Source organism: Streptomyces sp. NPDC029044 (assembly GCF_040637495.1).
In the GTDB taxonomy this organism is placed as follows: domain Bacteria; phylum Actinomycetota; class Actinomycetes; order Streptomycetales; family Streptomycetaceae; genus Streptomyces.
On the sequence record NZ_JBEZWN010000007.1, the window covers coordinates 151,570 to 178,013 of the forward strand.

The following is a 26,444-nucleotide window of genomic DNA, read 5'->3' on the forward strand; positions in this document are numbered from 1 at the left end:
GTCAGTCCGTCGGGCCGATGCTGCTGCCGACGCCGCCGCCCGTGCCCGCGTCACCGAACGGGCGGATGCCCTTGGTGATGCGGTCCATGTCGGCGAGCGGCGGCCCGTCCTCGCCCGCGTCGAAGACGTACCGGACGAGGACCGGCGACTCGGTGCCGACGCTGGAGGGGAAGACGAGCGACTGCACGTACCCTCCGGGGCCCTTGCCGGTCGTGACGCGCCAGCGCACGAGGTACCCGGCGCGGCCCGCCACCGCGACCGGCCCGGACTTGACGACCTGGTGCGACTCCAGGCCGCCGTGGAGCTCACGGCCCAGCCGGTCGCGGTCGTAGGCCTCGTCGGCGGCCTCGGAGATGTCGGCTTTGGCGAGGGCCTCGGGGGACTTCTCGTCGTTCTCGGTCACCGTGCGGGAGAAGACCATGCCGTGGCGGCACAGGCCGACGCCGACGGGGCAGTCGTAGGTGCCGTCGGTCGTCATGACGACGTCGTCCTGGGCGACGTACTGCGGGCGGACCCAGCCGTCGCGCAGCGGGAACGTGATGCCGTTGAGCTGGTCCTCGACGACCGCGGGGTCGTCCGCGGCCGGTTCCGAGGTGGACGCCTCGGGGGTCGGCCCCGGCGAGCCGGGCGTGGTCCCGGGCGCGGAGGTCGGGGCCGTCCTGGTCTCCGTGCCGTCGCCGTCGTCCCCGCCGAGGGCGACGGCTCCGGTGACGATCGCGGCGACGAGGACGGCGCCTGCGGCGGTCAGGGCGACCGCCTTCGTCCGGCCGGTGCCGCCGCCCGGCGGCGGGGCGGCGGGGGCCTCGGACGCGCGCCGGTGCTCGGTCCAGGCCGTGCCGTCCCACCAGCGCAGCAGGTGCGGGGCGTGCGGGTCGGGATACCAGCCGGGCGGCGGCGTCATGCTCATCCCGGCACTGTAGGGCGCGACCCGGACCGGCCGGGCACTCGTCTACAGGGGTGTGACGTACGCCCCGGCGATCCCGCCGTCGACCAGGAAGTCGGTGGCGTTGACGAAGGAGGAGTCGTCGCTGGCCAGGAAGGCGACGGCGGCGGCGATCTCCTCGGCCTCGGCGAACCGGCCCAGCGGGATGTGCACCAGGCGGCGCGCGGCCCGCTCCGGGTCCTTGGCGAACAGCTCCTGGAGCAGCGGGGTGTTGACCGGGCCGGGGCACAGGGCGTTCACGCGGATGCCCTCGCGGGCGAACTGCACGCCCAGTTCGCGGGACATGGCGAGGACGCCGCCCTTGGAGGCCGTGTAGGAGATCTGCGAGGTCGCCGCTCCCATCCGGGCGACGAAGGACGCCGTGTTGATGATCGAGCCCCGGCCCTGGCGCTGCATGTAGGGGATGGCGGCCTTGCAGCACAGGTAGACGGAGGTGAGGTTGACTTCCTGGACGCGCTTCCAGGCCTCCAGGCCGGTCTCCAGGATGGAGTCGTCGTCGGGCGGGGAGATGCCGGCGTTGTTGAAGACGATGTCGACGCTGCCGTAGGTGTCGTAGGCGGTCCTGAAGAGGGCCTCGACCTCGTCGGGGTCGGTGACGTCGACCTTCACGAAGGTGCCGCCGGTCTCCTCGGCGGCGGCCTTGCCGCGGGTCTCGTCGACGTCGCCGCAGACGACGTGGGCGCCTTCGGAGGCGAGGCGGCGGGCGGCGGCGAGGCCGATGCCGCTGCCGGCTCCGGTGACGACGGCGGTGCGGCCGACCAGGCGGCGGCAGATGTTTTCCTGGGCAGTCACTGTGCGGGGCCCTCCGTGCTGATGAAGACGTTCTTGGTTTCGGTGAAGGCGGCCAGGGCGTCGGGGCCGAGCTCGCGCCCGACGCCGGACTGTTTGTAGCCGCCGAACGGGGTCCAGTAGCGGACGCTGGCGTGGGAGTTGACGGACAGGTTGCCGGCGCGGACGGCCTGGGAGACGCGCAGGGCTCGGCCGACGTCCCGGGTCCAGATGGAGCCGGAGAGGCCGTAGGGGGTGTCGTTGGCCAGGCGGATCGCGTCCTGCTCGTCGGTGAAGGGCAGCAGGACGGCGACGGGGCCGAAGATCTCCTCGCAGGCCGCGGCCGAGTCGGGGCTCTCGCCGGTGAGGACGGTCGGCGGGAACCAGAAGCCCGGGCCCTCTGGGGCGCTGCCGCGCAGGGCCTCGGCGGTGTCGGGCACGAAGCTCCGGACCCGGTCGAGCTGCTGCCGGGAGATCAGCGGGCCCATCTGGGTCTTCTCGTCGGCCGGGTCGCCCACCACCACGGCGGCCAGCGCCTCGGCGAGATGCTCGCGGACCTCGTCGTAGACGGACTCCTGGACCAGGACGCGGGTGCGGGCACAGCAGTCCTGGCCGGAGTTGTCGAGGAAGGAGAAGGGGTCGACGGCGGTCTTGAGGTCGGCGTCGGCGAAGACGATGTTGGGGCTCTTGCCGCCGAGTTCGAGGGTGACGGGCTTGACCTGTTCGGCGCCGAGGGCGGCGACGCGGGTCCCGGTGCGGGTCGAGCCGGTGAAGACGATCTTGGCGACTCCGGGGTGGCGGACCAGGGCGTCGCCCGTGATGTCACCGCGTCCCGGCAGCACCTGGAAGAGGTGCTCGGGGAGCCCGGCCTCCAGGGCGAGTTCGGCCAGGCGCAGGGCGGTGAGCGGGGTGGTCTCGGCGGGCTTGAGGATGACGGCGTTGCCGGCCGCGAGGGCGGGGGCGGTGCCCCAGGCGGCGATCGGCATGGGGAAGTTCCAGGGCGCGATCACGCCGACGACGCCGAGCGGTTCGAGGATCGTGACGTTCAGACCGCCGGGCACCGGGATCTGCCGGCCGGTGAGCCGTTCCACTCCCCCCGCCGCGTAGTCCAGCAGGTCGCGGACGTTGCCGGCCTCCCAGCGGGCGTTGCCGATGAGGTGGCCGGCCTCGCGGACCTCCAGGCGGGCCAGTTCCTCCAGGTGCGTCTCGACGGTGGCCGCGAAGCGGCGCAGCAGCCGGGTGCGGTCCGCGGGGGGCAGGGCGGCCCAGATCCGCTGTGCCCTGGCGGCGTGGGTGACGGCCGCGTCGACGTCGGCCGGGCTCGCCCCGGCGACGGCGGCGACGACCTCCTCGGTCGCGGGGTTCAGTACTTCCAGAAGGTGCTCGGAAGACACAAAGGACCTCACATGCGTTCGAAGGAGCGGCGCAGCTCCCAGTCGGTCACCGCGGCGTCGTAGGCGTCCAGTTCGACGCGCGCCATGTTGCGGTAGTGCGCGACGACCTCGTCACCGAAGGCGGCCCGGGCAATCGGGCTGTTCTCCCAGAGCTCGGCGGCCTCGCGCAGGGTGGTGGGGACGTGGTCCAGGTCGGCGGCGTAGGCGTTGCCGGGGCAGGGTTCGGGCAGCTCCAGCTTCTGCTCGATGCCGTGCAGCCCGGCCGCGACCAGTCCGGCGACGGCGAGGTAGGGGTTGACGTCGCCGCCGGGCAGGCGGTTCTCGAAGCGCAGGGAACGGCCGTGGCCGACCACGCGCAGCGCGCAGGTGCGGTTGTCCTGGCCCCAGGCGACTGCGGTGGGGGCGAAGGAGCCGGGCTGGAACCGCTTGTAGGAGTTGATGTTGGGGGCGTAGAGGAGGGAGAAGTCGCGCAGCGCGGCGAGCTGGCCGGCGAGGAAGTGGCGCATGACGTCCGACATGCCGCCTTCGCCGTCCCCGGCCATGGCGTTGTTCCCGTCGGCGTCGGCGAGCGAGAGGTGGATGTGGCAGGAGTTGCCCTCGCGCTCGTTGTACTTGGCCATGAAGGTGATCGACATGCCCTCCTGGGCGGCGATCTCCTTGGCGCCGGTCTTGTAGACGGAGTGCTGGTCGCAGGTGACCAGAGCCTCGTCGTAGCGGAAGGCGATCTCGTGCTGGCCGGGGTTGCACTCGCCCTTGGCGGACTCGACGGTGAGGCCGGCGCCGGCCATCTCGTTGCGGATGCGGCGCAGCAGGGGCTCGATGCGGCCGGTGCCGAGGACCGAGTAGTCGATGTTGTACTGGTTGGCCGGGGTGAGGCCCTTGTAGCCGGCGTCCCAGGCCTGTTCGTAGGTGTCCTTGAAGACGATGAACTCCAGCTCGGTGCCGACCTGGGCGGTGTAGCCGAGTTCGGCGAGGCGCTCCAGCTGGCGGCGCAGGATCTGGCGGGGGGCGGCGACGACCGGGGAGCCGTCGTTCCAGGCGAGGTCGGCGTGGAGCATGGCCGTGCCCTCGTTCCAGGGAACGCGGCGCAGGGTGGTGAGGTCCGGGTGCATCGCGAAGTCGCCGTAGCCGCGGTCCCAGGAGGACATCGCGTAGCCGTCGACGGTGTTCATCTCGGTGTCGACGGCGAGCAGGTAGTTGCAGCCCTCGGTGCCGTGCCGGAGGACCTCGTCGAGGAAGAAGCGTGCGGCGAACCGCTTGCCCTGGAGTCGCCCTTGCATGTCGGGGAAGGCCAGGACGACAGTGTCGATCTCACCGCCGGCGACGAGGGTGTGCAGCTCCTCGACGCTCAGCGGGGGTGTGCGGTCTGCCACGGGAAGGCCTCCTAGGCTCCTTGGATCCGCTGCCTTGGATCCGCCGGGAGCCATAAGGTATTGCGGAGAACCATTGCTTGGGAAGGGGGTAGGGCCACATGCCGGAGGAAGCGGACGGCAGCGAGGTGGAGCGCGACGGGCTGACGCCGGTGCTGCGGCCGGTGCGCGCGGGCAACGGCTTCGAGGAGGCGCTGGAGCAGATCCTGCAAGTCGTACGGCTGGGACTGGTGCCGGGGGGCGAGCGGCTGCCGGCCGAGCGGGAGCTGGCGGAGCGGCTGGGGATCAGCCGGGTGACGCTGCGCGAGGTGCTGAAGGTGCTCCAGGACCAGGGTCTGGTCGAGTCGCGGCGCGGCCGGTACGGCGGGACGTTCGTGCTGCCGCGTGCCGACGCCGTCGGGGAGGACGAGCTGCGGCGCCGGGTCGCCGAGGTCGACATAGAGGACGTGCTGCGGTTCCGGGAGGTGCTGGAGGTGGGCGCGGCCGGGCTGTGCGCGGCGCACGGCTTGGACGAGAAGCAGGCGGACCGGCTCCGTGAGGCCCTGGCGCGCACGCACGACGCGCCGCTCGCCGAGTACCGCCGGCTGGACACACTGCTGCACCTCACCCTCGCCGAGCTGTCCGGCTCCCCCACGCTCACCGCCCAGTACGCGGCCGTCCGGGCGTCCGTCAACGACCTGCTCGACTGCATCCCGCTACTGGTCCGCAACCTGGAGCACTCCCAGCGGCAGCACACCGCCCTGGTGGAGGCCGTGATCGAGGGCGAGGCCGACCAGGCGCGGGAGATCATGCGCGAGCACTGCGGGGGCACGGCGGCGCTGCTGCGGGGCTTCCTCGGCTGAGGGGGCGGTGCGGTGTCCTCGCCCGGTGAGGATTTACGGGCGATTAACGCACGGGTATTGCCATCCCCCGATCGGCCCGCAAAGGTATGGCCTCATTCCATTGAGTCGGAGCCCATTCGATCCCGTGACCGCCGCCGCCCCGTCGGGAGTCTGCCCATGCCCCAGGAACCCACCGTCACACCCGCCGCCCCCGAGGGCGACGACTATCTGGAACGCAGAGCACTGCGCCGCGGCAGCGCCGGCTGGGTGCTGCTGACCGGCCTCGGCGTCGCCTACGTCGTCTCCGGCGACTACTCGGGCTGGAACTTCGGCCTGGCCGAAGGAGGCTTCGGGGGCCTGGCGATCGCCATGGTCCTCATGGGCGCCATGTACGCCTGCATGGTCTTCGCCCTCGCCGAGCTCTCCTCGATCCTGCCCACCGCGGGCGGCGGCTACGGCTTCGCCCGGCGGGCGCTGGGCCCGTGGGGCGGCTTCCTGACCGGCACGGCGATCCTCATCGAGTACGTCCTCGCGCCCGCCGCGATCGTCATCTTCATCGGCGACTACGTCGAGTCGCTGGGCCTGTTCGGCCTGGAGTCCGGCTGGCCGATGTACCTGGTCTGCTTCGCGATCTTCCTAGGCATCCACCTGTGGGGCGTCGGAGAGGCGCTGCGCTTCAGCTTCGTCGTCACCGGCATCGCCGTGGTCGCCCTGATCGTGTTCGCGCTGGCGGCACTGCCCGACTTCTCCTTCGCGTCGCTGGACGACATCCCGGTCGACGCCTCCGCCGCGGGGTCGAGCTCCTGGCTGCCGTTCGGCCTGCTCGGCATCTGGGCGGCGTTCCCGTTCGGCATGTGGTTCTTCCTCGGCGTCGAGGGCGTGCCGCTGGCCGCCGAGGAGACCAAGGAGCCGGCCCGCACGCTGCCGAAGGCGATCCGCTGGTCGATGGGCATCCTGGTGGTGCTCGCGGTGGTCACCTTCTTCGCGGCGGCCGGGGCACGCGGTTCCGACGCGATCCAGGAGGCGGGCAACCCGCTGGTCGAGGCACTCCAGCCGAACGGCGAGGCCACGACGCTGAGCCGGATCGTGAACTACGCGGGCCTGGCCGGCCTGGTGGCGTCGTTCTTCTCCCTGATCTACGCGGGCTCGCGCCAGCTGTTCGCCCTGTCCCGGGCGGGCTATCTGCCGCGCTTCCTGTCGCTCACCAGCCGCCGCAAGGCGCCCTACCTGGGCCTGCTGGTGCCCGGCACGATCGGTTTCCTGCTGGCGGCGGTCTCCGGCAACGGCGCGCGGATGCTGAACATCGCGGTCTTCGGGGCGACCATCTCCTACGCGCTGATGTCCCTGTCGCACATCGTGCTGCGGCGCCGCGAGCCGGAGCTTCCGCGGCCGTACCGTACGCCGGGCGGAATCCTGACCTCGTCGGTCGCGCTGGTGCTGGCCTGTGCGGCGCTGGTGGCCACGTTCCTCGTGGATGTGACGGCGGCGCTGATCGCGCTCGTGGTCTACGCCGTGGCCGTCGGGTACTTCGGCCTGTACAGCCGCAAGCGGCTGGTGGCGAAGGCGCCGGAGGAGGAGTTCGCGGCACTGGCGGCGGCCGAGGCAGAGTTGGCACGGGACTAGGTGTTCGAGTGGTGAGGGAGTTGTCGTGGCCAGGCCGTTGATCGGGGTCAGCACCTATCTGGAGTCCGGTGCGCGCTGGGGCGTGTGGGAGCTGGAGGCCGCGCTGCTGCCGGTCGGCTACCCGCGTCTGGTGCAGCGGGCGGGCGGCCTGGCCGCGATGCTGCCCCCGGACGACCCGGAGCGGGCCGCCGAGGCCGTGGCCCGGCTGGACGGGCTGGTCATCGCCGGCGGGCCGGACGTCGAGCCGGTCCGCTACGGGGCGGAACGCGAGGAGCGGACGGGGCCGCCCGCGCCGGACCGGGACGCCTGGGAGCTGGCGCTGATCGACGCGGCGCTGGCGTCGGGCGTGCCCTTGCTGGGGATCTGCCGGGGCATGCAGCTGCTGAACGTCGCCCTCGGCGGCACGCTCGTGCAGCACATCGACGGGCACGCGGAGGTCGTGGGCGTCTTCGGGGGGCATGCCGTCAAGCCGGTGCCGGGGAGTCTGTACGCCGGGGTCGTGCCGGAGGAGACGTTCGTCCCGACCTACCACCACCAGGCCGTCGACCGCCTGGGCGAGGGCCTGGTCCCCTCGGCGTACGCGGCGGACGGCACGGTGGAGGCGGTGGAACTCCCCTCGGCCGACTGGGTCCTGGGCGTGCAGTGGCATCCGGAGATGGGCGAGGACGTACGGGTGATGAGGGCGCTGGTGGAGGCGGCAACAGGGAGCTGAACCCCCAGGGGGCTCCGCCCCCTGGACCCCCGGCCTGTGCCCACCCACCACCCGAAGCAGCCGGCCGAGAAGCCGGGCTCGGGCAACTCAGCCCGTTCGGCGCTCGAGGACGAGGCCGTTCAGGCCGAAGCCGGGGTCTGGGGGCGGCAGCCCCCGGCGGGGTCGAAGGGGCAGCGCCCCTGGGGATGGGACGGGTAGGGGCGGCGGGGGCGAGAAACTACCCCCGCGTCAGCGACAGCAGGTCCCGCGCCGGCCCCGTGGGCCGGTGCCCCGTAGGCCACACCGCTCTCAGATCCCGCGCCAGGGCGACCCCGTCCACCGGCACCGGCACCAGCCGCCGCATCGCCAGCTCCTCCCCCACCGCCAGTTCGCTCAGCACCGCCGGCCCCGCCCCGCTCACCGCCGCCGCCTTCACCGCCGTCGTGGACGACAGCTCGATCAGCGGCCGGGCCAGCCCGCCGAGCGCCGCGTCGAGCACCTGCCGCGTCCCGGACCCCTTCTCGCGGAGGATCAACGGCGTCGACGCCAGTTCCTCCGCGGCCAGCGACCGCCGCCGCCGGGCCCAGGCGTGCCCCGGCGCGGTCACCACTATCAGCCGGTCGTGGGCGATGACCGCCGAGTCCAGACCGGCCGGCACCGACAGCCCCTCGACGAACCCCAGATCCGCCTCGTCCGACAGCAGCCGCTCGGCCACCACCGTCGAGTTGCCCGCGTGCAGCGACACCGCCGTGTCGGGCCGCTGCGCCCGCAGCGCGAGCAGCCAGCCCGGCAGCAGGTACTCGGCGATGGTCATGCTCGCGGCCACCCGCAGCCTGGAGTCGCGGCGCACGCGCAGCGCCTGCGCGCCCACGTCGAACGCCTCCGCCGCCTCCACGATCCGCCGCGCCCAGTCCGTCACCAGCGCCCCCGCGTCCGTGAGCCGGGACCCGCGCGGCGAGCGGTCGACGAGCGCCACGCCGAGCTGCCGCTCCATCGACCGGATCCGGCTGCTGGCCGCGGGCTGAGTGATGCCGAGTTCCCGCGCCGCACCGCCGAGGCTGCCGAGCCGCGCCACCGCCAGCAGCAGTTCCAGGGCGCCCAGATCCGGCACCCGGTGCGCCAGGGAGCCGGAGACGATCGGCCCGGCCTGCTCATCCGCGTTGCTCATAAACCCAGCTTATGCCGCCATAGAGGCATGGTCCCTGGTGGTGCCCCTGCCCCGGCCTCACCGTGGAGTCATGGTCACCGCAGCCCAGCCCCTCGCGCACCCCCTCTCCGTCCGTCACCTCGGACCCAACTGGTACGCCACCGTGATGGGCACCGCCGTCGTCGCCACCGCCGGAGCCTCCCTCCCGCCGCACGTCCCGGGGCTGCGCGCCGTGCTCGTGGGGGTGTGGGCTCTGTCGCTCGTCCTGCTCCTGGTCCTGCTCGCGGGTCGGGCCGTGCACTGGAACCGCCACCGGGACCAGGCGCGCGCCCACCTCCTCGACCCGGCGACGGCACCCTTCTACGGCTGCCTCGCCATGGCCCTGCTGGCCGTGGGCTGCGGTGCCCTCACCGTCGGCCGGGACCTGATCGGCCTGCGGGCGGCCGTGGCGCTCGACGCCGTGCTGTTCACCGCCGGGACGGTGACCGGTCTGGCCGCGGCCGTCGCCGTGCCGTATCTGATGGCCGTACGGCATCGGGTGGAGCCGGGGCAGGCCACGCCCGTATGGCTGCTGCCGCTCGTCGCGCCCATGGTGTCCGCCGCCGCCGGGCCGCTGCTGGTGCCGCACCTGCCGCCCGGTCAGGCCCGGGAGACGCTGCTGCTCGTCTGCTTCGCGCTGTTCGGGCTGAGCCTGCTCGCGACCCTGGTCATGCTGCCGCTGGTCTTCGCCCGGTCGCTCACCGGCGGGCCGCTGCCCCTCGCCCTCACTCCGACGCTGTTCCTCGTGCTGGGTCCGCTCGGGCAGTCCACCACGGCCGTGGGCGCCTTCGCGGACGTCGCGCCCGGGGTCGTACCGGAGCCGTACGGCGAGGGTTTCGGTGCCCTCGCTGTGCTGTACGGCGTGCCCGTGATGGGGTTCGCGCTGCTGTGGTTCTGCCTGGCCGCCGCCCATGTGCTGCGCGCCCGGCGGCACGGGATGCGGTTCTCGATGACCTGGTGGTCCTTCACCTTCCCGGTCGGCACCTGTGTCACGGGCGCCGAGGCGCTGGCCCGGCACACCGGGCTCCTGGCCTACGCGGGTCCGGCGGTCGTGCTGTACGCGGTGCTGGTCGCGGCGTGGGGCACCGCCGTCGTGGGCACCGCGCGCGGGCTGCTCAGGGGCGAGCTGCTCGCAGGGCCCGGCCCAGTACCCGCGGTGCCTCGGCCAGTGAAGGCCCGTACCACGTCAGGTGCCGTCCGCTGACGAGCGCGCAGGGCAGGCCGGGGAAGGCCTCGGGGCCGTCGCCGGCGGTGAAGCGGTACGGCTCGTCCGGCAGGACCACCACGTCCGGGTCACAGGCGCGCAGTTCCTCCAGCGGGAGGCGTGGGTAGCGGTCGGGGTGCGTCGCGTGCGCATGGTCGACGCCGAGGCGCGCGAGGACGTCACCGGCGAAGGTGTCGCGGCCCAGGACCATCCAGGGGCGGCGCCAGATCGGTACGACCGCCGTGAGCCGCGTCCCGGGCTCCGGCAGGGACGACCAGGTCTCCTCCGCCTCGTCCAGCCAGCGCGGCCGGTCCGTCACCCCGCAGGCGGCCAGCACCCGGGCCAGTTCCCGGAAGGCCTGCGGCACATCACGGATCTCCGTCACCAGGACCTCGACACCCGCCGCGCGCAGGGCCGCGAGGTCGGGGGCGCGGTTCTCCTCCTCGTTGGCGATCACCAGATCGGGCGCGAGGGACAGGATCCGGTCGGTCTCCGGGTTCTTCGTACCGCCGACGCGTACGACGTCCAGACCGGCGGGATGCGTGCACCAGTCGGTGGCGCCGGTCAGGGTTCCGGGCGCGGACCGGGCCACGGCCTCGGTCAGCGAGGGGACCAGCGAGACCACTCTCACCGGCGTGGCCGGTCCCGTATCGCCTCGATGTGCTCCGCCACCGCGACGACGATCACGCGGGTGTCCGACTCGGCCGCCCGCCAGCGGTGCCGAACGCCGCCGGTCAGGTACAGCGTGTCGCCGCGGCCGAGGCGGTAGGCGCGGCCCTCCGCCTCGATCTCCACCGCGCCGTCGGCGACGTACATCAACTGGTCGTTGCGGTACTGGAATTCACGGCCGGCGTCATGGTCGCCGGTGAACTCGGAGGCGTGCATCTGATGGTGGCCGCGGACCAGGGAGCGGGACCGGGGCTGGGGCAGCGGCTCGCTGCCGTCGCCGCGGACGACGTCCACGCTGCACGCCGGGTCGGCCGCGGCGAGGAGCTCCACCGCCGTGGTGCGCAGGGCGTCGGCGACCTTCTCCAGGGAGCTGGTGCTGGGCCGCGCCCGGTCGTTCTCGATCTGGCTCAGGAAGGGGACCGACAGGCCGCTGCGCGCGGACACGACGGCGAGGGTGAGCTCCAGCGCGCGGCGCCGTCGGCGCACGGCCGCGCCCACCCGGAGGTGTTGCTCTTTGTGGTCGCCCATCGCTCCGGCTCCCTCCTTCGCCCGTCGTCCCGAGTCCCAGTCCCCCTGCGGACCGGGCGGACTTCTCTGTTGACCTGTCTGCACCCTACGCACACTCGGCAACCCGTTTCATGCGCTCGACGCAGGCATGGGCAGGGTGTGTGCCCTGATCTCACCGCTCTCGGCAGTGCGTCGGCCCCAGCACCCGCCGACACAGGCCTCTCTCCTCCACAGGAACAGGAGGCCGGAGGACGAGCCGCGGGCGCCCGGCAGGGACTTGTGAGCGGGCCGCCACGGTACGCCTGCGCGGCGCACTGCGCCGGGGTAACTCCGTGCAGTTGGCCGGATCCGTTTCGTGGCGCCACGTTCACGGGCAATGACGAAGTGGGCCGCACCTGGAGGCGGGGCCCACTTCGTCATCGCCGTCCCGTCATCGCCGTCCCGGCACATCGGCCCGGGACGCATCTCGATCCCTGTCGCGCGTCAGGACGCCTTGGAGGACATGGCCGGGCCGGCGTCCCCGTTGAACAGGCGCGTGTCGCCCTCGAACTTGCCCGCACAGTCATGACAGACATGGTCATCGCTCGCGCTCTGGCCACTGGTCCACCATTGGACGGCGGCGTGATGTCCGTCGTCGCGAGTGTCCCGGACCCAGATGGCATCACCGTTCTCGCGCTGCACCGAGGGGCTGTCGGTGGCGTACGGCATGATGCGTGGCGTGACCGGACGACTGATGCTCCTCGACACCGCTTCCCTGTACTTCCGCGCCTACTTCGGCGTCCCGGACTCGGTCAGGGCCCCGGACGGCACGCCGGTGAACGCCGTGCGCGGACTGCTCGACTTCATCGACCGCCTGGTCCGGGACCACCGGCCCGACCAGCTCGTGGCCTGCATGGACGCCGACTGGCGGCCGCAGTGGCGGGTGGAGCTGATCCCGTCCTACAAAGCGCACCGCGTGGCCGAGGAACACGCGGTGGGCCCGGACGAGGAGGAGGTGCCCGACACGCTGTCGCCGCAGGTGCCGGTCATCGAGGCGGTGCTGGACGCGGTGGGCATCGCGCGCGTGGGTGTCGCCGGGTACGAGGCGGACGACGTGATCGGCACGTTCACCGCGCGGGCGAAGGGCCCGGTCGACATCGTCACGGGCGACCGCGACCTGTACCAGCTGGTGGACGACGCGCGCGGGGTGCGCGTGCTGTACCCGCTGAAGGGCGTGGGCACCCTCCAGCACACCGATGAGGCGGTGCTGCGTGAGAAGTATGGGGTCGGCGGCAGCGGGTACGCGGATCTGGCCCTGCTGCGCGGCGACCCCAGCGACGGCCTGCCGGGAGTGCCGGGCGTCGGTGAGAAGACGGCCGCCAAGCTGCTGGCCGAGTTCGGTGACCTGGCCGGGATCCTGGCGGCGGTCGAGGACCGGCGGTCGAAGCTGACGCCGACGCAGCGCAGGCGGCTGGACGAGGCGCGGCCGTATCTCGCGGTCGCACCGAAGGTGGTCAAGGTCGCGGACGACGTGCCCCTGCCGGACGTCTCCACGGCCCTGCCGCGGGCGCCGCACGACCCGGCGGCACTGGAGGCGCTGGCGGCCCGCTGGGGGCTCGGCGGATCACTGGAGCGCCTGCTGACGACCCTGGCGACCTGAACCCGTTTGCAAGAGAACGACGTGAGCTTGCCGCACAAGAGGTGTGATCGGGGGACGAGGTGCTAACTTAGGTAACCCTAACTATGTGAGACAGGGAGGTCCTCATGGCTGAGCGACCGGGACGACAGCCCCGCCGGGCGCACTCCGCTCAGGTCGTCCGTACCGAACGGCTGACCCCGCACATGCAGCGTGTGGTGCTCGGCGGCGAGGGCCTCGCCGACTTCGCGGCGGACACGTGCACCGACCACTACGTGAAACTGCTGTTCCCGCCGGCGGGCGTCACCTATGCGGAGCCCTTCGACCTCCAGCGCGTCCGGGAGGAGCTGCCGCGCGACCAGTGGCCGGTGACCCGGACCTACACGGTCCGCCAGTGGGATGCCGAGCACCGCGAGCTGACGCTGGACTTCGTCATCCACGGCGACGAGGGCCTGGCCGGTCCCTGGGCCGCGCGTGTCCGGCCGGGCGAGACCGTGCACTTCATGGGACCCGGCGGGGCCTACGCGCCCGACCCGGGCGCCGACTGGCATCTGCTCGCCGGTGACGAGAGCGCGCTGCCCGCGATCGCCTGCGCCCTGGAGGCGCTGCCGCGCGGAACCAGGGCGTATGCCTTCGTGGAGATCTCCGGGCCCGAGGAGGAGCAGAAGATCGACTCGGACGTGGAGGTCGTCTGGCTGCACCGCGGCGCCCGCCCGCTCGGTGAGGCGCTGGTCGAGGCCGTACGGAACCTGGAGTTCCCCGAGGGCCGCGTGCACGCCTTCGTCCACGGTGAGGCGCACTTCGTGAAGCAGCTGCGCCATCTGCTCCGCGTCGAGCGCCACGTCCCGCGCGAGTCCCTCTCGATCTCCGGCTACTGGCGCCGCGGCCACAACGAGGACGGCTGGCAGGAATCCAAGCGCGAGTGGAACGCCCGGATCGAGGCGGAGCAGGAAAGCGTGTCCGCGGCCTGAGGACGTCTCCTCACGTGCTCACGAGGGCAGGCGTGCGCGGGAGCCGACCCGCGCGTGCAGGTGCATGTCGTGCCATCCGTCCGGCTGGAGGGCCGCCCTGCGCTTGGTGCCCTCCAGGGCGAAGCCCGTTCTGGCGGCGACGCGGCACGAGGCCTCGTTGCGCACGGCGTGCAGGAGTTCCAGCCGGTGGAAGCCGGCCTCGTCGAGGGCCCAGTGGGTGAGCGCGGTCGTGGCCCGACCGGCGACACCCGGCCCCGGGCCGCCGGGGCGGTCCAGTACGCCACCTCCGCCGTCCCGTCGTAGAGCCGCAGCTCGCGCAGCGCCACCCGGCCCAGCAGCGCCCCGGAGTCCACGTCGGCCACGGCCCAGTGCGCCTCCCGCTCGTCGTCCCACGCCTGGTGCCACTCACGGATCCAGTCACCGACCTCGTCCACGGAGTCGGCGGCCCGGGCGTGCCACTGGTGCATCAGGGGGTCCTGGAAGACCTCGTACACGGCGGGCGCGTCCCCGGCCCGCCAGGGGCGCAGCAGGAGCCCGCCGTCGGCTGGGAGGGCGGGCTGGGGTCGTCGAGTGAGCGTCCCGGCAGTCAGGACCGGGCTGATGAGGAACGGCATGACCGCATCCTGACAAGATCGGGCCGGGCGCTCCCACCGGTTTTCCGGGTCGGCTCACCGGCCTCGTACGCTGGGCCGCGATGAGACGCAAGAGCCACCTCCCGCCCTCTCCCCTGCCGCAGCGCCGGGGCGTTGACCCGGTACGGGTACGGCTGCCCGCCGCGGGGACCTGGGGGACGGTGCGTGAGCACCTGGTGGAGCGGCTCTCCGGCGCGGGTGCCGGTGTCGTCGACGGCCTGTTCGACGCGGGCCGGATCGTCGGGGCGGACGGACGGCCCGTCGCCGCGGACGCCCCGTATGTGCCCGGGCTGTTCGTGTGGTTCCACCGGGACCTGCCCGACGAGGTGCCGGTGCCCTTCCGGCTGGAGGTGGTGCACCGGGACGCGCACATCGTGGTCGCCGACAAGCCGCACTTCCTCGCCACCACCCCGCGCGGCAGTCATGTCGCCGAGACGGCGCTGGCCCGGCTCCGCCGCGAGCTGGACCTCCCGGCCCTCACCGCCGCGCACCGCCTGGACCGCCTCACCGCGGGACTCGTGCTGTTCACCGTGCGCCCCGAGGAGCGCGGCGCGTACCAGACGCTGTTCCGTGACCGCCGGGTCCGCAAGGAGTACGAGGCCGTAGCCCCGTACGATCCCGCCCTCCCCATGCCCCGGACCGTGCGCAGCCGGATCGTGAAGGAGAGGGGGGTGCTCACCGCCCGGGAGGTCCCGGGCGAGCCCAACGCCGTGAGCCGTGTCGAGCTCGTCGAACACCGCGACCGGGCCGGGGAGCCCGGCCCGCTCGGCCGGTACCGGCTCGCGCCCGCCACCGGCCAGACGCACCAGCTGCGCGTCCACATGGCCGCACTGGGCCTGCCGATCCTCGGCGACCCGCTCTATCCGGAGGTGACCGCCGCCGTACCGGCCGGTGACTTCCGCCGCCCGCTCCAACTGCTGGCGCGGTCACTGGAGTTCACCGACCCGGTCACGGGCGAGGAGCACCGGTTCCGCAGCGGCCGGGTGCTCGCGGCCTGGGCGGGCCACGACCGGTGGGCCGCCGGGACGTACGACGGCCCGTCAGCCGGTCAGTAGCCGCGCCACCAGCTCAGGAACCGCTGCCAGACGCCCTTGCGGCGGGGCGGTTCCGCGACGGCGGGCTGCGGCGGCACCGGCGCCGGCTGGGGCTGCGCCGGCACCGGCTGGGGCTGCGCCGGGGCCGGCTGCGCGGCGACGGGCTGCGGCTGCGCCGCGACGGGCTGGGGTTGCGCGGCGGCCGGTGCGGTCTGCGGCTGCTGCGCGGTGCCGATCTGCCAGTCCGAGCGCTGCGCGGCGACCGGCTTGTGGTTCGGCACCTCCTGCACGTCCTGCGGCGGCTTGGGCGCGAACTGCACCGGCAGGTCCACCAGGTGCCGGGAGGCGATGGACGCCGTCCAGCGCAACTCCTCCTCGTCGCAGTCGAGTTCGACGTCGGGCAGCCGCATCAGCAGCGCGTCGACGCCGACGTCGGCGATGGAGCGGCCGATGTCCTGCCCGGGGCACTCGTGCGGTCCGCCGCCGAAGGCCAGGTGGGAGCGGTTGCCCTGCATGCTGGCCTTCAGGTCCGGCCGCACCCGTGGGTCGACGTTGGCGGGGAGCGGCGCGAAGAGCAGCCCGTCCCCGCGGCGGATGCGCTGCCCGCCCAGCTCGGTCTCCTGCTTCGCGAAGTAGGCGAAGACCGTACTGAACGGCGGCTCGTTCCACAGGGACTGTTCCACCGCCTCCGGCACCGTCATCTGTCCGCCGTTGAGCTGGGCCCGGAAGCGCGGGTCGATCAGCACCGTGAGCAGCACGTTGGACAGCAGGTTGGTGGTGGCCTCGTAGGCGGCGAAGAGCACCAGGCGCAGGTGCTCGCGGACCTCGTCGTCGCTGAGCCGGGCCGGGTGGGTGATCAGGTAGCTGGCGAGGTCCTCCTCCGGCCGGGCGCGGCGGGTGGCGGTGAGCCGGCTCAGGGCGTCCATGACGTAGGAGTGGCTGGCGAGGGAGGTCTCGGTGCCCTTGAGGGCGTCGCGGGCGGCCTCGACGAGCCGGTCGCTGTACTCCTCGGGCATGCCGAGGATCTCGCACATCACCGCCATCGGCAGGTGCTCGGTGAACTGGCCGACGAGGTCTGCCTCGCCCGCCTCGCAGAACCGGTTGACGATCGCCTGCGTACTGCGGTTGATGTAGCGGCGCAGACTGCGGAAGTCGATGGTGGAGATGGCACCCATGACCGCGCCGCGCAGCCGCTTGTGCTCGTCGCCCTCGGCGTGGGAGGCGATCGGCTGCCAGGCGATGTGCGGCATCAGCGGGTGGTCGGGCTTGACGAGGCCCTCCCTGAGCGGGTTCCAGATACGGCTGTCCCGGCAGAACTGCGAGGGCGAGCGCACCATGTGCAGGTTCTCGGCGTGGCCGAGGACGATCCACATCGGCACGTCGTCGTGGAGCAGTACGGGCGCCACGGGACCGTGCTGGTCCCGCAGTTGCTCGTACAGCGCTCCCAGGTCCTCCGCCTCGTGCAGCCGGTGCAGCCCTCCGGGCCCGAGGCCGTGCGCGGGGCAGCCGGGGGGCGGGCCGGGCCGGAGTTCGTCCGTACCGGTCGGGGCGTGGGATTCAGGCGTCACAGTGATCGCTCCGAAACTGAGGTATTTCAGGTCTGGGGGGAAGGTGTGGGCCGGGTGATGCGGTTCAGGTGAGCGAGCCCGTCATGGCGAGCGAGTGCAGGAAGCGCATGAGGGTCATCAGGACGTCGCGGCTGGAGGCCCGCCGCCGCGCGTCGCACTCGATGATCGGGATGTCCGGTGTGAGGTCGAGGGCCGTGCGCAGCTCCTCGACGTCGTAACGAGGGGCGTCGGGGAAGGAGTTGATGGCGACCACGAAGGGCACGCCGCGCTCCTCCAGCCGCCCCATGACGTCGAAGCTGACCTCCAGCCGCCGGGTGTCGACCAGCACGACCGCGCCGAGCGCCCCCTCGAACAAGCCGTTCCACAGGAACCAGAAACGCTGCTGGCCGGGCGTGCCGAAGAGGTACAGCACCAGCTGGTCGGTGATGCTGATCCGGCCGAAGTCCATGGCGACGGTGGTGGCCGTCTTGGACGCGGAGCCGAAGTTGTCGTCGACACCGATGCCGGCCTGCGTCATGGTCTCCTCGGTGGTCAGCGGTGTGATCTCGCTGACCGACCCGACCATGGTCGTCTTGCCGACGCCGAAGCCGCCCACGATCACGATCTTGGCCGCGGCCTGCGCCGTGTGGGGCAGCTGGTCCTCGGTCCGGGGGCCCGGGATGGTGTCAGAGCCGTTGAAGTCCATTCATCACCGCTTCGAGGAGGGAACGGTCGGAGCGCGCCTTGCGGACGATCGGGGCACGCGCCTGTACCAGTTCCGCCGTCAGCAACTCGGTGAGCAGCACGCCCATCGCGCTGAACGGCAGGTGGAGGTAGGCCGACAGCTCGGCCACGGACAGGGGGGCGGCGCAGAGTCGGAGCAGCGCCGCCTGCTCGGGAGAGGCTGACGGCGGCGGGTCCGTGGCACGCGCCACGATTAAGGTCACGAGGTCGAGCTCGGCCCGTTCACCGTCCGGGCCCGCCACCACGTACATCCGCTCCGGGTTGCCGGGCTTGTCCTCGCCGGCTTCGGGCGTGGGCGGTTCCGGGAGGACATCGCGCCTCTGGCGTTGCGGAGGCGTCATACGATCTGCCCGTTCCGCCGGGGCGGACTGGTGAGATGGCCGCCGATCCGGACGACCAGGTCGCGCATCATCGCGCTCATCCGTCCGGGCTCGCACCGCACGTCGGACAGCACCGCGAGGAAGGCGTTGGCGCCGGCGGACATCAGGTAGAAGTAGCCGCGGTCGATCTCGATCATGACGAGCTTCATCTCGCCGTCGCCGACGGTGAGTTCCTGGCAGACGCTGCCCGCGAGGGACTGAAGGCCCGCGCAGGCCGCGGCGACCCGGTCGGCCGCGTCGGGTTCGCCGCCGTAGCGGGCGATGCGCAGGCCGTCGGCGGAGAGCACCACGATCATCTCGATGCCCGGCACGCCGTCGGCGAGCTGCTTGAGCATCCAGTCGAAGTTGCCTCGCTGCTGGATCACTTGAGGTCCCCCTCGTCGTCGGCCTCGGTGGGAGCCGGGTCGTTGATCAGGTGCAGGTACTTGTGCGGGTTCCGGATGAAGTCGGTCGGGTGGGTGCCGGGTTCGATTCCCTGCTTGAGTCCCTCCCAGAAGGCCTCCAGACCCTTGCCGGGGGCGTCGGGCGCCGACATGTCGCGCAGGGGCTTGGTCTCGGGCTCCTGAGCCGCCGCCCAGGGGTTGTACTCGCCGCGCTCGGCGGCCTCGCGGTCGGCCTTCTCGTTGGCGGCCTGCTGGGCGAGCCGCTCGGCGAGGGGCATCTTCACCCGGCTGCGGCGCTGCGGCAGTCCGTTCGCCGTCCACTCGGTGACCTCGGGGACGTCGTCGTCCTCCAGGGAGACCGTGGCGGGGATCTTCGGACTGGTGGGGCGGCGCCTCTTGGGGGCGCGCTTCGGGCCCTCGGGGATGCCGACGGTCATGGGGATGCCGGTGGCGCCGATGCCGTGGGCGAGTCCGACACCGGGCTCGTGGGTGATCATCTCGCTCGGCACGATGAGGATGGCGCGGACGCCGCCGTACGCGGAGGCGCGCAGCGAGACCTGCATGTTGTACGCCGTGCACAGGCGGCCCACGACGGCGAGGCCGAGGCGCGGGTGCTCGCCGATGTCCTGGAGGTCGATGCCGGCCTTGGCGGCCTCCAGCATGCCCTCGATCCGGGCGCGGGCCTCCTCGTTGAGGTTGACGCCGCCGTCCTCGATCTCGATGCAGACGCCGGTCTGCACCTCGGTGGCGGTGACGTGCACCTTGGTCTGCGGCGGCGAGTAGCGCGTGGCGTTGTCGAGGAGTTCGGCGGCGGCGTGGATGACCGGCTCGACGTAGATGCCCTTGACGCTGACCTTGGCGATGGAGGACAGCTGGATGCGCCGGTACTCCAGGATGCGGGACATGGCGCCGCGCAGGGTGCTGTAGAGGGACACCGGCTGGGGCCACTGCCGGCCGGGGCGGCCGCCGCCGAGGACGGAGACGGAGTCGGCCAGGCGGCCGATCAGGGCGTTGCCGTGGTCGATGCGCAGCAGGTCGTCGAAGACCTCCGGGTTGCGGCCGTGGTCCTCCTCCATCTCCCGGAGTTCCTCGGCCTGCTGGTGGATGATCGCCTGGACGCGGCGGGCGACACTGACGAAGGAGCGCGCGGCGGCGTCACGCATGGTCACTTCGCGGTCGACGATCTTGAGGACGGTCAGCAGCGTCTCCGCCTGCGGGGCGGGGAGGTCGCGGAACGCGGGATGGGCGAGGCCGAGCTTGCGGATCACCTCCCTGGGCGATTCTCCGGTGCGCAGCAGATCGAGCGAGGCGGGCACGATCTCCCTGGAGAAGCGGACCAGTTCGTTCTCGTGGGCGGCGATCCGCTGTTCCAGATGCTCGGTGTGGCGGGCGTGCTCCGCACGCTGGTTGCGCAGCGCGCGGCCGCGGCGCACCGCCTCGGCCGCCGTCGCGAGCACGAGTGCCGTGGCGATGCCGCCGCACCAGCCGACGGCGCCCCGGGCCGGCTCCGCCACCAGGGCGACGGCGGCTCCGGTCGCCGCGGCCATGACTATGGCCGGCAGCAACAGCACGCGCGCGTAGGGAAGTTCACGGCGACCGGGAGGGGATTGAACACTCACCATGTGGGCCTTCTGACAGGAGTCGACTGAGGTTCGGGAGGACTTGCAGGGGGGTATGTCATGAAGCTGTCGGGATCTTCCACACATTGGGGAACAAGCGCACGAATTCATCTCAAGCCGGTGCGCTGCGGGCGAGCTTAGTCCGACCGGATCATCGCTGTGTCATATTCAGCAACTGCCGGAAACCGGACGCGAAGGGATAGTACGCTCAGTCGTTTACACGCTGCGACATCGTTCGAATGCGCTACGTGACGGCGTACAGGCATACGAAAGCCCACTCACCGTGACGGGTGAATGGGCCTCAGTACGACGTCTTTCTCGGGGGCGCGGGGCTGTGTCATTGTGCGGCTCCGCCGCGTGGGCGCGAACAACCGCCGACGGCGGTCACCCGCGCAGCAACCGTCACCCCACCGACGAGTAGGCGACAACACCCCGCAGCAACAGATCCACGGCCTTACGGGCGTTCTTCACCACAGAGGATCCCTGCGGAGCCGCCGCCGCGATCTGCCCCAGCACGTCGATGACCTGCTTGCACCACCGCACGAAGTCGCCCGCCGGCATCTCCGCCTCCCGGAGCACCTCGTCGAGCCCCTTCCCGGAGGCCCACTCGTACGCGGCCCAGGCGAAGCCGAGGTCGGGCTCACGCTGCCCGACCCCCTCGGTCTGGGTGATCCGGAACTCCTCCTCCAGCGCGTCCAGCCGCCCCCAGATCCGCACCATCTCGCCCAGCGCGGCCTTGGCCTTCCCGGACGGCACCTTCGGGGCCATCGCGTCGTCGGCGACACGGGACTCGTACACCAACGCCGAGACACACGCGGCGAGTTCGGCCGGTCCGAGCCCCTCCCAGACCCCCTCGCGCAGACACTCGCTGGCGAGCAGGTCCAGCTCGCCGTAGAGCCGCGCGAGCCGCTTGCCGTGCTCGGTGACCTCGTCGGCGCGCAGGTAGTCCAGCTCGGTCAGCAGCGCCACGATGCGGTCGAACGTCCGGGCGATCGTGTTCGTACGGCCCTCGATCCGACGCTCCAGCTGCGAGGTGTCGCGCAGCAGCCGGTGGTACCGCTCAGCCCAACGGGCATGATCCTCACGGTCGTTGCAGCCGTGGCAGGGGTGCGCGCGCAGGGCGGTCCGCAGCCGGGCGATCTCCCGGTCGTCGGCGGCCTGGGAGCGCTGCTTGCGGTGCCGCTCGGCGGGGATGTGCCCGGCCTTGGTGCGCAGCGCCGACGCGAGGTCCCGACGGGACTGCGGCGAGCGCGGGTTGAAGGACTTGGGGATCCGCATCCGCTCCAGCGGCTCGACCGGCACCGGGAAGTCCATGGACGCCAGTCGCTTCACCTGCCGCTCGGCGGTCAGCACCAGCGGGCGCGGCCCGTCGTGGTGATCGAAACCGCGGTGGCCGTTGGAACGGCCCGCCGGGAGCCCCGGGTCCAGTACCAGCGCCAGGCCGGCGTACTTGCCGGTGGGTACGTGGATGACGTCACCGGGCTTCAGCTTCTCCAGCGCGACGGCGGCCTCCGCGCGCCGCTGGGCCACGCCCTGCCGGGCGATCTCGTTCTCCCGGTCCTTCAGCTCACGGCGCAGCCGCGCGTACTCCGTGAAGTCGCCGAGGTGGCAGGTCATGGAGGCCTTGTAGCCCTCCAGGCCCTCCTCGTTGCGCTGCACCTGTCGGGAGATGCCGACGACCGACTTGTCCGCCTGGAACTGTGCGAACGACGTCTCCAGCAGCTCACGCGAACGGTGCCGCCCGAACTGCTCGACCAGGTTGACCGCCATGTTGTACGACGGCTTGAAGCTGGAGCGCAGCGGGTACGTGCGCGTGCCGGCCAGGCCCGCGAGGTGCTCGGGGCTCATGCCGCGCTGCCAGAGCACGACGGCGTGGCCCTCGACGTCGATGCCGCGCCGTCCGGCCCGGCCGGTCAGCTGGGTGAACTCGCCCGGGGTGATGTCCGCGTGCTGCTCGCCGTTCCACTTGACGAGCTTCTCCAGCACCACCGAGCGGGCGGGCATGTTGATGCCGAGAGCGAGGGTCTCGGTGGCGAACACGGCCTTGACCAGGCCGCGCACGAACAGCTCCTCGACGACCTCCTTGAAGGTCGGCAGCATGCCCGCGTGGTGGGCCGCGATGCCGCGCTCCAGGCCCTCCAGCCACTCGTAGTATCCGAGGACGTGCAGGTCCTCCCTCGGGATGGACGCCGTGCGCTCCTCGACCAGGGCGCGCACCCGTTCGCGCGCCTCGTCGTCGTTGAGCCGGAGCCCCGCGTACAGGCACTGCTGGACGGCGGCCTCACAGGCGGCGCGGCTGAAGATGAAGGTGATGGCGGGCAGCAGCCCCTCGGCGTCGAGCCGCTCGATGACCTCGGGCCGGCTCGGCGTCCAGATGCGGGAACGCTGGCGGCGCTCGCGCTCACGGTCGGCCTCGCGCATGGACCGGCCGCGCCGGCGGTCCTGGTACGACGGCCGGCTCGCCTCCATGCGCGCCATGCGCGTCAGGTCGGGGTTGACGGCCTTCCTGTGGCCCTCGCCCTCCTCGAAGAGGTCGTACATCCGCCGCCCGGCCAGCACGTGCTGGAACAGCGGCACGGGCCGGTGCTCGGAGACGATCACCTCGGTGTCGCCGCGGACGGTGTCGAGCCAGTCGCCGAACTCCTCGGCGTTCGACACGGTCGCCGAGAGCGAGACGAGCGTGACCGACTCTGGGAGGTGGATGATCACCTCTTCCCAGACGGCACCGCGGAACCGGTCGGAGAGGTAGTGCACCTCGTCCATGACCACGTAACCGAGGCCCAGGAGGGTCTGGGAACCGGCGTACAGCATGTTCCGCAGCACCTCGGTGGTCATCACGACCACCGGCGCCTCGGAGTTGACGCTGTTGTCGCCGGTCAGCAGGCCCACCTTGTCCGTGCCGTAGCGGCGGCACAGGTCGGCGTACTTCTGGTTCGACAGCGCCTTGATGGGTGTCGTGTAGAAGCACTTCTTGCCCTGCCTCAGGGCGAGGTGGACGGCGAACTCGCCGACGATCGTCTTGCCGGAGCCGGTGGGCGCGGCGACGAGCACGCCCTTCCCTTCCTCGAGTGCCTGGCAGGCCTCGATCTGGAAGGGGTCGAGACCGAAGTCGTACATCTCGCGGAAGCCCGCGAGCGCGGTGGCCTGCTCGGCTGCCCGCAGGCGGGCTGCCGCGTACCGCTCGGCCGGTGAGAGGTCCTCTGTCATCGTGCTTTCGAGCGTACCGGGCCGCACTGACAACAGGACGATCATTATCCGGATCCGTTCCTGTGAAACCCGGAATCGGCGCAGCTCAGGGGCGGCGGACCTCAGGGGCCGACGACCCGCACGCCCCCGCGTACGCAGCGCGCGCTCAGCGGCAGCGGGCCGAGCGGCTCGCCGTCGGCGTAGCCGGTGACGTCCTCGGCGGTGATCTCGACCCGGGCCGCCCGCAGCACGGTTACCTTCGGATGGCCGACGTGCGTCCCCCGGTACACCCTCGGGAACACCCGCAGCAGCGTCGCCCGGGAGCAGTCCCCCACGACGGTGATGTCGAACAGCCCGTCGGTCAGGTCGGCGCCGGGGCAGATCCGCATGCCTCCGCCGTAGGAGGGGCCGTTGCCGACGGCCACGAGGGTCGCCTCGACCTCCCGGACCTCTCCGTCGTCGAGCCGTATCCGGTACGGGACGGGCCGGAACCCGGCGAGTTCGGCGACCATCGCCAGGTCGTACTTGAGGCGGCCGGTGGGCCACCGCATGCGGTTGCCGCGGTCGTTGACGCGGGAGTCGAAGCCGGCGGCCAGGACCGTGCCGAACCAGCGGTCGCCCACCCGTCCGAGGTCGATGTCGCGGATCCGGCCGCACTTGAGGGCGTCGGCGATCATGCGGCCCGCGGCGGCGGGATTCCGCACGGGCAGGCCGAGGGCGCGGGCGAAGTCGTTGCCGGTGCCGACGGCGACCAGGCCGAGCGGGGTGCGGGTGCCCGTTACGGCCCGCAGTGCCAGGCCCGCCATGCCGTCACCGCCGACGGCGATCAGCGCGCCCGTGCCGCCCTCGACGGCCGTCCGCGCGCGGACGAGGGCGTCCGCGGCGTCCTCCCCGAGGACCGTCCGGACCGAGAAGCCGGCCGCCCGCAACGCGGAAGCGGCCGGCTGCGCCGCGTGGGCGCCCCGGCCGCGGCCCGCGGTGGGGTTGACGAAGAGGGTGATCTCGCTGGTCACGCGACCGACCCTACGATCTGCCTGCCGATCTTCAGGTCACGTCGTCATAACCGTTGACCCGGTCCGAGCGCTCCGAGCCAGCCTGCTCGGGCAGCGCGGCCCGGCTGGTGGTGACGGGCTCGATCTCGCCGATGTCGTCGGGGGTGAGGTCCAGCTCGGAGGCCTCGTCGTCGGCGGGGCCCAGGGCCTCGCGACGGCTGCGCCGGCGGTCGTTGAGCAGGGAGAAGGCGACGGCCGCGAAGTACAGGATCCAGATCGGTGCCGCGAGCGCCAGCATGGTCAGCGGGTCGGTGCTGGGCGTGGCGATGGCCGCGAACACCGTGATGCCCATGATCATGCCGCGCCACCAGCCGAGCATGCGCTTGCCGGTGAGCACCCCGGTGAGGTTGAGCATGACCAGCAGCAGCGGCAGCTCGAAGGAGAGGCCGAAGACGAGGACCATCCGCATGACCAGGTCGAGCAGGTCGTCCAGCGGAAGGAGGTTGGACGTGCCGCCCGGGGTGAACTCCAGGAGCACCTTCGCCGTGGTGGGGAGCACCGTGTAGGCGAAGTAGGCGCCGACGATGAACAGCGGGGCGCCCGTGGCGACGAAGGCGTAGGCGTACTTCCGCTCGTGCCGGTGCAGTCCCGGCGCGACGAAGGCCCACAGCTGGTACAGCCAGGCCGGCGAGGCCAGCACGACACCGGCCATCAGCGACACCTTCAGCGCCAGCGTGAAGGGGGTGAGCAGGCCGTTGATGGTGATCTGCGCACAGGGCTTCGTGCCGGCCTGCGACTTGGCCAGCTCCGCGAAGGTCTTGTCACAGCCGACCGAGTCGAGGATCGGCTTGGTGATCAAGTTGATGATGTCGTTGTAGAAGAAGGCGGCGACGACCGTGACGGCGACGATCGCCAGCATCGCCTTGGCGAGCCGGTTGCGGAGCTCGCGAAGGTGCTCCGCGAGGGGCATCCGCCCCTCGGGATCCTTCTCCTGCTTGCGGGCAGACTTCAGCAACCCACGTTCCCATCTCGTGCGGCGGGCCGGAGGTCACCGGCCCTGCGTCAGCGCTTGGTCGTGTCCGTGGGCTCGTTGACCGGACGCGAGCTGGTCACGTCGCCGGGCGCTGCCTGGATGGTGCGCTGCGAGGGCTCGTCGTTGTTGGGCGGGCCGGCCGGGGTCGTGGAGGACTTGTTCTCGTCCTTCATCGCCTTGGCCTCGCTCTTGAGGATGCGGGCGGACTTGCCGAGCGACCGAGCCATGTCCGGAAGCTTCTTCGCGCCGAACAGCAGGATGATGACGACGAGGATGAGAATGATCTCGGGGGCTCCGAGCCTTCCGAACATAAGTCTTTACCTTCTCACCGAGGCGGCTGTGGTGGGATGCTGTCCGACCGGTCGGACACATGTCCGAACGATCGTGCTGGCAGCGATCGTAACGCTCGGGGGTGAACGTGAGGCAATCCCTCTGCATCCCCCGTACGTACTCCCGTCCGCGACCAGTGCCTCGTTAACCGGGCCGCGACCAGCAGAGTACCTGTCCGAACCGCCGGGATGACAGGGCGAAGTGTCCCAAAAGCAACTCATGGCCGCCGCCCGCGGAACTCACAGAGCGTCCACCGACCTGGCCGCACTCCCCGCCGCCCGCTCCAGATCCTCGGCGGCCCGGTTGATACGGCGCGCCGAGTCCGTCACCTGCCTGCCCAGGCGCTGTGCCTCCACGAACACCCGCACGGCGAGCACCCCGAGCACGACGAGACCCACGAACCCCACGGCAACCGCGAACATCGGCCAGAACATGACGCCGAGCCTAGACCGTCCCGGTCGGGCGGACGGCCGGCCCCCTGGACGGTGGTGCGGTCTGAGGATCCCCTAGACGGTGGAGTGCAGCCTGAGGGTCCGCACACCGCCGCCGGTGAGCAGCTCCACGATCCGCTCCCCCGCGGGCTTGCGGACGGACGCGCCGCACTCCGGGCAGGTGAAGGAGTAGAAGGTGGTGCGGCTCGTGGCGCCGATGGCCAGGCGCAGGGCGCCCGCGGCGAGCTCGAAGCACCCCCGGCAGTCGGGGCAGCCCGCCTTGAAGACGACCGGGGTCACACTTCTCATCCCGGCGAACGCGGACTCCACCGTCATGCCCCGCACACCGGACGTCGCCGACTCGCTCAAGC

The 26,444-nt window shown here is 72.0% G+C and carries 26 protein-coding genes and 1 pseudogene; 7 read left to right on the plus strand and 20 right to left on the minus strand.

Annotated features, from left to right (window positions below; translation table 11 throughout):
* Position 1 precedes the first annotated feature (1 nt).
* Genes AB0E85_RS09440 through AB0E85_RS09455 form a run of 4 tightly spaced genes read right to left on the minus strand, consistent with a single transcriptional unit; the run spans position 2 to position 4,478 of the window.
* Entirely contained in the window at positions 2–901 is a 900-nt protein-coding gene (locus AB0E85_RS09440; protein WP_361924406.1) for a DUF2510 domain-containing protein, read from the minus strand.
* Between the two features lie 48 nt (positions 902–949).
* Positions 950–1,735, minus strand: coding sequence for a 3-oxoacyl-ACP reductase (locus AB0E85_RS09445; protein WP_361924305.1), 786 nt, complete (start codon positions 1,733–1,735; stop codon positions 950–952).
* Positions 1,732–3,105, minus strand: coding sequence for an aldehyde dehydrogenase family protein (locus AB0E85_RS09450; RefSeq protein WP_361924307.1), 1,374 nt, complete (start codon positions 3,103–3,105; stop codon positions 1,732–1,734). Before AB0E85_RS09450 ends, AB0E85_RS09445 begins: the two co-directional genes overlap by 4 nt.
* 8 nt (positions 3,106–3,113) lie before the next feature.
* Positions 3,114–4,478, minus strand: a complete 1,365-nt coding sequence (locus tag AB0E85_RS09455; RefSeq protein ID WP_361924309.1) for a glutamine synthetase family protein — start codon at positions 4,476–4,478, stop codon at positions 3,114–3,116.
* A gap of 98 nt (positions 4,479–4,576) precedes the next feature.
* On the opposite strand from AB0E85_RS09455, the gene AB0E85_RS09460 reads away from it, so the two are divergent.
* The 3 genes from AB0E85_RS09460 to AB0E85_RS09470 all read left to right on the plus strand — a co-directional run bounded on the left by AB0E85_RS09460 (position 4,577) and on the right by AB0E85_RS09470 (position 7,631).
* Positions 4,577–5,317: an FCD domain-containing protein gene (locus tag AB0E85_RS09460; RefSeq protein WP_361924311.1), complete on the plus strand. Its 741-nt coding sequence runs from the start codon at positions 4,577–4,579 to the stop codon at positions 5,315–5,317.
* Between the two features lie 156 nt (positions 5,318–5,473).
* Entirely contained in the window at positions 5,474–6,919 is a 1,446-nt protein-coding gene (gene eat / locus AB0E85_RS09465; protein WP_361924313.1) for an ethanolamine permease, read from the plus strand.
* 37 nt (positions 6,920–6,956) lie between these two features.
* On the plus strand, positions 6,957–7,631 hold the full coding sequence (locus AB0E85_RS09470; protein ID WP_361924408.1) for a gamma-glutamyl-gamma-aminobutyrate hydrolase family protein: 675 nt from the start codon (positions 6,957–6,959) through the stop codon (positions 7,629–7,631).
* Positions 7,632–7,848: 217 nt separating this feature from the next.
* On the opposite strand, the gene AB0E85_RS09475 is transcribed toward AB0E85_RS09470, so the two are convergent.
* A complete protein-coding gene (locus tag AB0E85_RS09475) occupies positions 7,849–8,778 on the minus strand; it encodes a LysR family transcriptional regulator (RefSeq protein WP_361924315.1) in 930 nt (309 codons plus the stop codon).
* Between the two features lie 70 nt (positions 8,779–8,848).
* On the opposite strand from AB0E85_RS09475, the gene AB0E85_RS09480 reads away from it, so the two are divergent.
* Positions 8,849–10,000, plus strand: a complete 1,152-nt coding sequence (locus AB0E85_RS09480) for a TDT family transporter (protein WP_361924317.1) — start codon at positions 8,849–8,851, stop codon at positions 9,998–10,000.
* On the opposite strand, the gene AB0E85_RS09485 is transcribed toward AB0E85_RS09480, so the two are convergent.
* The 3 genes from AB0E85_RS09485 to AB0E85_RS09495 form a co-directional block, all read right to left on the minus strand.
* Positions 9,912–10,631 carry a helical backbone metal receptor gene (locus AB0E85_RS09485; RefSeq protein ID WP_361924319.1) on the minus strand — a complete coding sequence of 240 codons (720 nt, stop codon included), beginning with the start codon at positions 10,629–10,631 and terminating at the stop codon, positions 9,912–9,914. The genes AB0E85_RS09480 and AB0E85_RS09485 overlap by 89 nt on opposite strands.
* Positions 10,628–11,197 (minus strand): XRE family transcriptional regulator, encoded by a 570-nt coding sequence (locus AB0E85_RS09490; protein ID WP_361924320.1) that lies wholly within the window; start codon positions 11,195–11,197, stop codon positions 10,628–10,630. The genes AB0E85_RS09485 and AB0E85_RS09490 overlap by 4 nt, the downstream gene beginning before the upstream one ends.
* Before the next feature lie 462 nt (positions 11,198–11,659).
* Positions 11,660–11,884: a hypothetical protein gene (locus AB0E85_RS09495; protein WP_361924322.1), complete on the minus strand. Its 225-nt coding sequence runs from the start codon at positions 11,882–11,884 to the stop codon at positions 11,660–11,662.
* Position 11,885: 1 nt separating this feature from the next.
* Between AB0E85_RS09495 and AB0E85_RS09500 the strand changes: the two genes are divergently transcribed.
* Together AB0E85_RS09500 and AB0E85_RS09505 are read left to right on the plus strand one after the other, a co-directional pair.
* Positions 11,886–12,815: a 5'-3' exonuclease gene (locus AB0E85_RS09500; RefSeq protein ID WP_361924410.1), complete on the plus strand. Its 930-nt coding sequence runs from the start codon at positions 11,886–11,888 to the stop codon at positions 12,813–12,815.
* Positions 12,816–12,919: 104 nt separating this feature from the next.
* A complete protein-coding gene (locus AB0E85_RS09505; RefSeq protein ID WP_361924324.1) occupies positions 12,920–13,762 on the plus strand; it encodes a siderophore-interacting protein in 843 nt (280 codons plus the stop codon).
* An 18-nt stretch (positions 13,763–13,780) separates the two neighbouring features.
* Here AB0E85_RS09505 and AB0E85_RS09510 read toward each other — a convergent pair.
* Positions 13,781–14,376, minus strand: a pseudogene (locus AB0E85_RS09510) (GNAT family N-acetyltransferase).
* A gap of 80 nt (positions 14,377–14,456) precedes the next feature.
* On the opposite strand from AB0E85_RS09510, the gene AB0E85_RS09515 reads away from it, so the two are divergent.
* Positions 14,457–15,449, plus strand: a complete 993-nt coding sequence (locus AB0E85_RS09515; protein ID WP_361924326.1) for an RluA family pseudouridine synthase — start codon at positions 14,457–14,459, stop codon at positions 15,447–15,449.
* On the opposite strand, the gene AB0E85_RS09520 is transcribed toward AB0E85_RS09515, so the two are convergent.
* The 11 genes from AB0E85_RS09520 to AB0E85_RS09570 all read right to left on the minus strand — a co-directional run bounded on the left by AB0E85_RS09520 (position 15,443) and on the right by AB0E85_RS09570 (position 26,442).
* Positions 15,443–16,996: a cytochrome P450 gene (locus AB0E85_RS09520; protein WP_361924328.1), complete on the minus strand. Its 1,554-nt coding sequence runs from the start codon at positions 16,994–16,996 to the stop codon at positions 15,443–15,445. The genes AB0E85_RS09515 and AB0E85_RS09520 overlap by 7 nt on opposite strands.
* A gap of 64 nt (positions 16,997–17,060) precedes the next feature.
* On the minus strand, positions 17,061–17,681 hold the full coding sequence (locus AB0E85_RS09525; protein ID WP_062925886.1) for an ATP/GTP-binding protein: 621 nt from the start codon (positions 17,679–17,681) through the stop codon (positions 17,061–17,063).
* Positions 17,662–18,060 (minus strand): DUF742 domain-containing protein, encoded by a 399-nt coding sequence (locus tag AB0E85_RS09530; protein WP_361924331.1) that lies wholly within the window; start codon positions 18,058–18,060, stop codon positions 17,662–17,664. The genes AB0E85_RS09525 and AB0E85_RS09530 overlap by 20 nt, the downstream gene beginning before the upstream one ends.
* Positions 18,057–18,464 carry a roadblock/LC7 domain-containing protein gene (locus tag AB0E85_RS09535; RefSeq protein WP_031141974.1) on the minus strand — a complete coding sequence of 136 codons (408 nt, stop codon included), beginning with the start codon at positions 18,462–18,464 and terminating at the stop codon, positions 18,057–18,059. Before AB0E85_RS09535 ends, AB0E85_RS09530 begins: the two co-directional genes overlap by 4 nt.
* Positions 18,461–20,104 carry an ATP-binding protein gene (locus AB0E85_RS09540; RefSeq protein WP_361924333.1) on the minus strand — a complete coding sequence of 548 codons (1,644 nt, stop codon included), beginning with the start codon at positions 20,102–20,104 and terminating at the stop codon, positions 18,461–18,463. Before AB0E85_RS09540 ends, AB0E85_RS09535 begins: the two co-directional genes overlap by 4 nt.
* Before the next feature lie 399 nt (positions 20,105–20,503).
* Positions 20,504–23,353 (minus strand): DEAD/DEAH box helicase, encoded by a 2,850-nt coding sequence (locus AB0E85_RS09545; protein WP_361924335.1) that lies wholly within the window; start codon positions 23,351–23,353, stop codon positions 20,504–20,506.
* 56 nt (positions 23,354–23,409) lie between these two features.
* Positions 23,410–24,300 carry a diacylglycerol kinase gene (locus AB0E85_RS09550; protein WP_361924337.1) on the minus strand — a complete coding sequence of 297 codons (891 nt, stop codon included), beginning with the start codon at positions 24,298–24,300 and terminating at the stop codon, positions 23,410–23,412.
* Between the two features lie 31 nt (positions 24,301–24,331).
* A complete protein-coding gene (gene tatC / locus AB0E85_RS09555) occupies positions 24,332–25,294 on the minus strand; it encodes a twin-arginine translocase subunit TatC (RefSeq protein ID WP_361924339.1) in 963 nt (320 codons plus the stop codon).
* 47 nt (positions 25,295–25,341) lie between these two features.
* On the minus strand, positions 25,342–25,623 hold the full coding sequence (gene tatA, locus AB0E85_RS09560) for a Sec-independent protein translocase subunit TatA (RefSeq protein ID WP_033311911.1): 282 nt from the start codon (positions 25,621–25,623) through the stop codon (positions 25,342–25,344).
* Between the two features lie 258 nt (positions 25,624–25,881).
* Positions 25,882–26,076 carry a hypothetical protein gene (locus AB0E85_RS09565; RefSeq protein WP_033311910.1) on the minus strand — a complete coding sequence of 65 codons (195 nt, stop codon included), beginning with the start codon at positions 26,074–26,076 and terminating at the stop codon, positions 25,882–25,884.
* A 72-nt stretch (positions 26,077–26,148) separates the two neighbouring features.
* A complete protein-coding gene (locus tag AB0E85_RS09570) occupies positions 26,149–26,442 on the minus strand; it encodes a hypothetical protein (protein WP_107458206.1) in 294 nt (97 codons plus the stop codon).
* Positions 26,443–26,444: the final 2 nt, after the last annotated feature.

Excerpts from the sequence above, each read along its gene's own strand:
- AB0E85_RS09440 (WP_361924406.1), bottom strand. The coding sequence starts at position 901 with ATGACGCCGCCGCCCGGCTGGTATCCCGACCCGCACGCCCCGCACCTG.
- AB0E85_RS09460 (WP_361924311.1), top strand. The coding sequence starts at position 4,577 with ATGCCGGAGGAAGCGGACGGCAGCGAGGTGGAGCGCGACGGGCTGACG.
- eat (WP_361924313.1), top strand. The coding sequence starts at position 5,474 with ATGCCCCAGGAACCCACCGTCACACCCGCCGCCCCCGAGGGCGACGAC.
- AB0E85_RS09475 (WP_361924315.1), bottom strand. The coding sequence starts at position 8,778 with ATGAGCAACGCGGATGAGCAGGCCGGGCCGATCGTCTCCGGCTCCCTG.
- AB0E85_RS09480 (WP_361924317.1), top strand. The coding sequence starts at position 8,849 with ATGGTCACCGCAGCCCAGCCCCTCGCGCACCCCCTCTCCGTCCGTCAC.
- AB0E85_RS09490 (WP_361924320.1), bottom strand. The coding sequence starts at position 11,197 with ATGGGCGACCACAAAGAGCAACACCTCCGGGTGGGCGCGGCCGTGCGC.
- AB0E85_RS09495 (WP_361924322.1), bottom strand. The coding sequence starts at position 11,884 with ATGCCGTACGCCACCGACAGCCCCTCGGTGCAGCGCGAGAACGGTGAT.
- AB0E85_RS09500 (WP_361924410.1), top strand. The coding sequence starts at position 11,886 with ATGCGTGGCGTGACCGGACGACTGATGCTCCTCGACACCGCTTCCCTG.
- AB0E85_RS09505 (WP_361924324.1), top strand. The coding sequence starts at position 12,920 with ATGGCTGAGCGACCGGGACGACAGCCCCGCCGGGCGCACTCCGCTCAG.
- AB0E85_RS09515 (WP_361924326.1), top strand. The coding sequence starts at position 14,457 with ATGAGACGCAAGAGCCACCTCCCGCCCTCTCCCCTGCCGCAGCGCCGG.
- AB0E85_RS09525 (WP_062925886.1), bottom strand. The coding sequence starts at position 17,681 with ATGGACTTCAACGGCTCTGACACCATCCCGGGCCCCCGGACCGAGGAC.
- AB0E85_RS09530 (WP_361924331.1), bottom strand. The coding sequence starts at position 18,060 with ATGACGCCTCCGCAACGCCAGAGGCGCGATGTCCTCCCGGAACCGCCC.
- AB0E85_RS09540 (WP_361924333.1), bottom strand. The coding sequence starts at position 20,104 with ATGGTGAGTGTTCAATCCCCTCCCGGTCGCCGTGAACTTCCCTACGCG.
- AB0E85_RS09545 (WP_361924335.1), bottom strand. The coding sequence starts at position 23,353 with ATGATCGTCCTGTTGTCAGTGCGGCCCGGTACGCTCGAAAGCACGATG.
- tatA (WP_033311911.1), bottom strand. The coding sequence starts at position 25,623 with ATGTTCGGAAGGCTCGGAGCCCCCGAGATCATTCTCATCCTCGTCGTC.
- AB0E85_RS09565 (WP_033311910.1), bottom strand. The coding sequence starts at position 26,076 with ATGTTCTGGCCGATGTTCGCGGTTGCCGTGGGGTTCGTGGGTCTCGTC.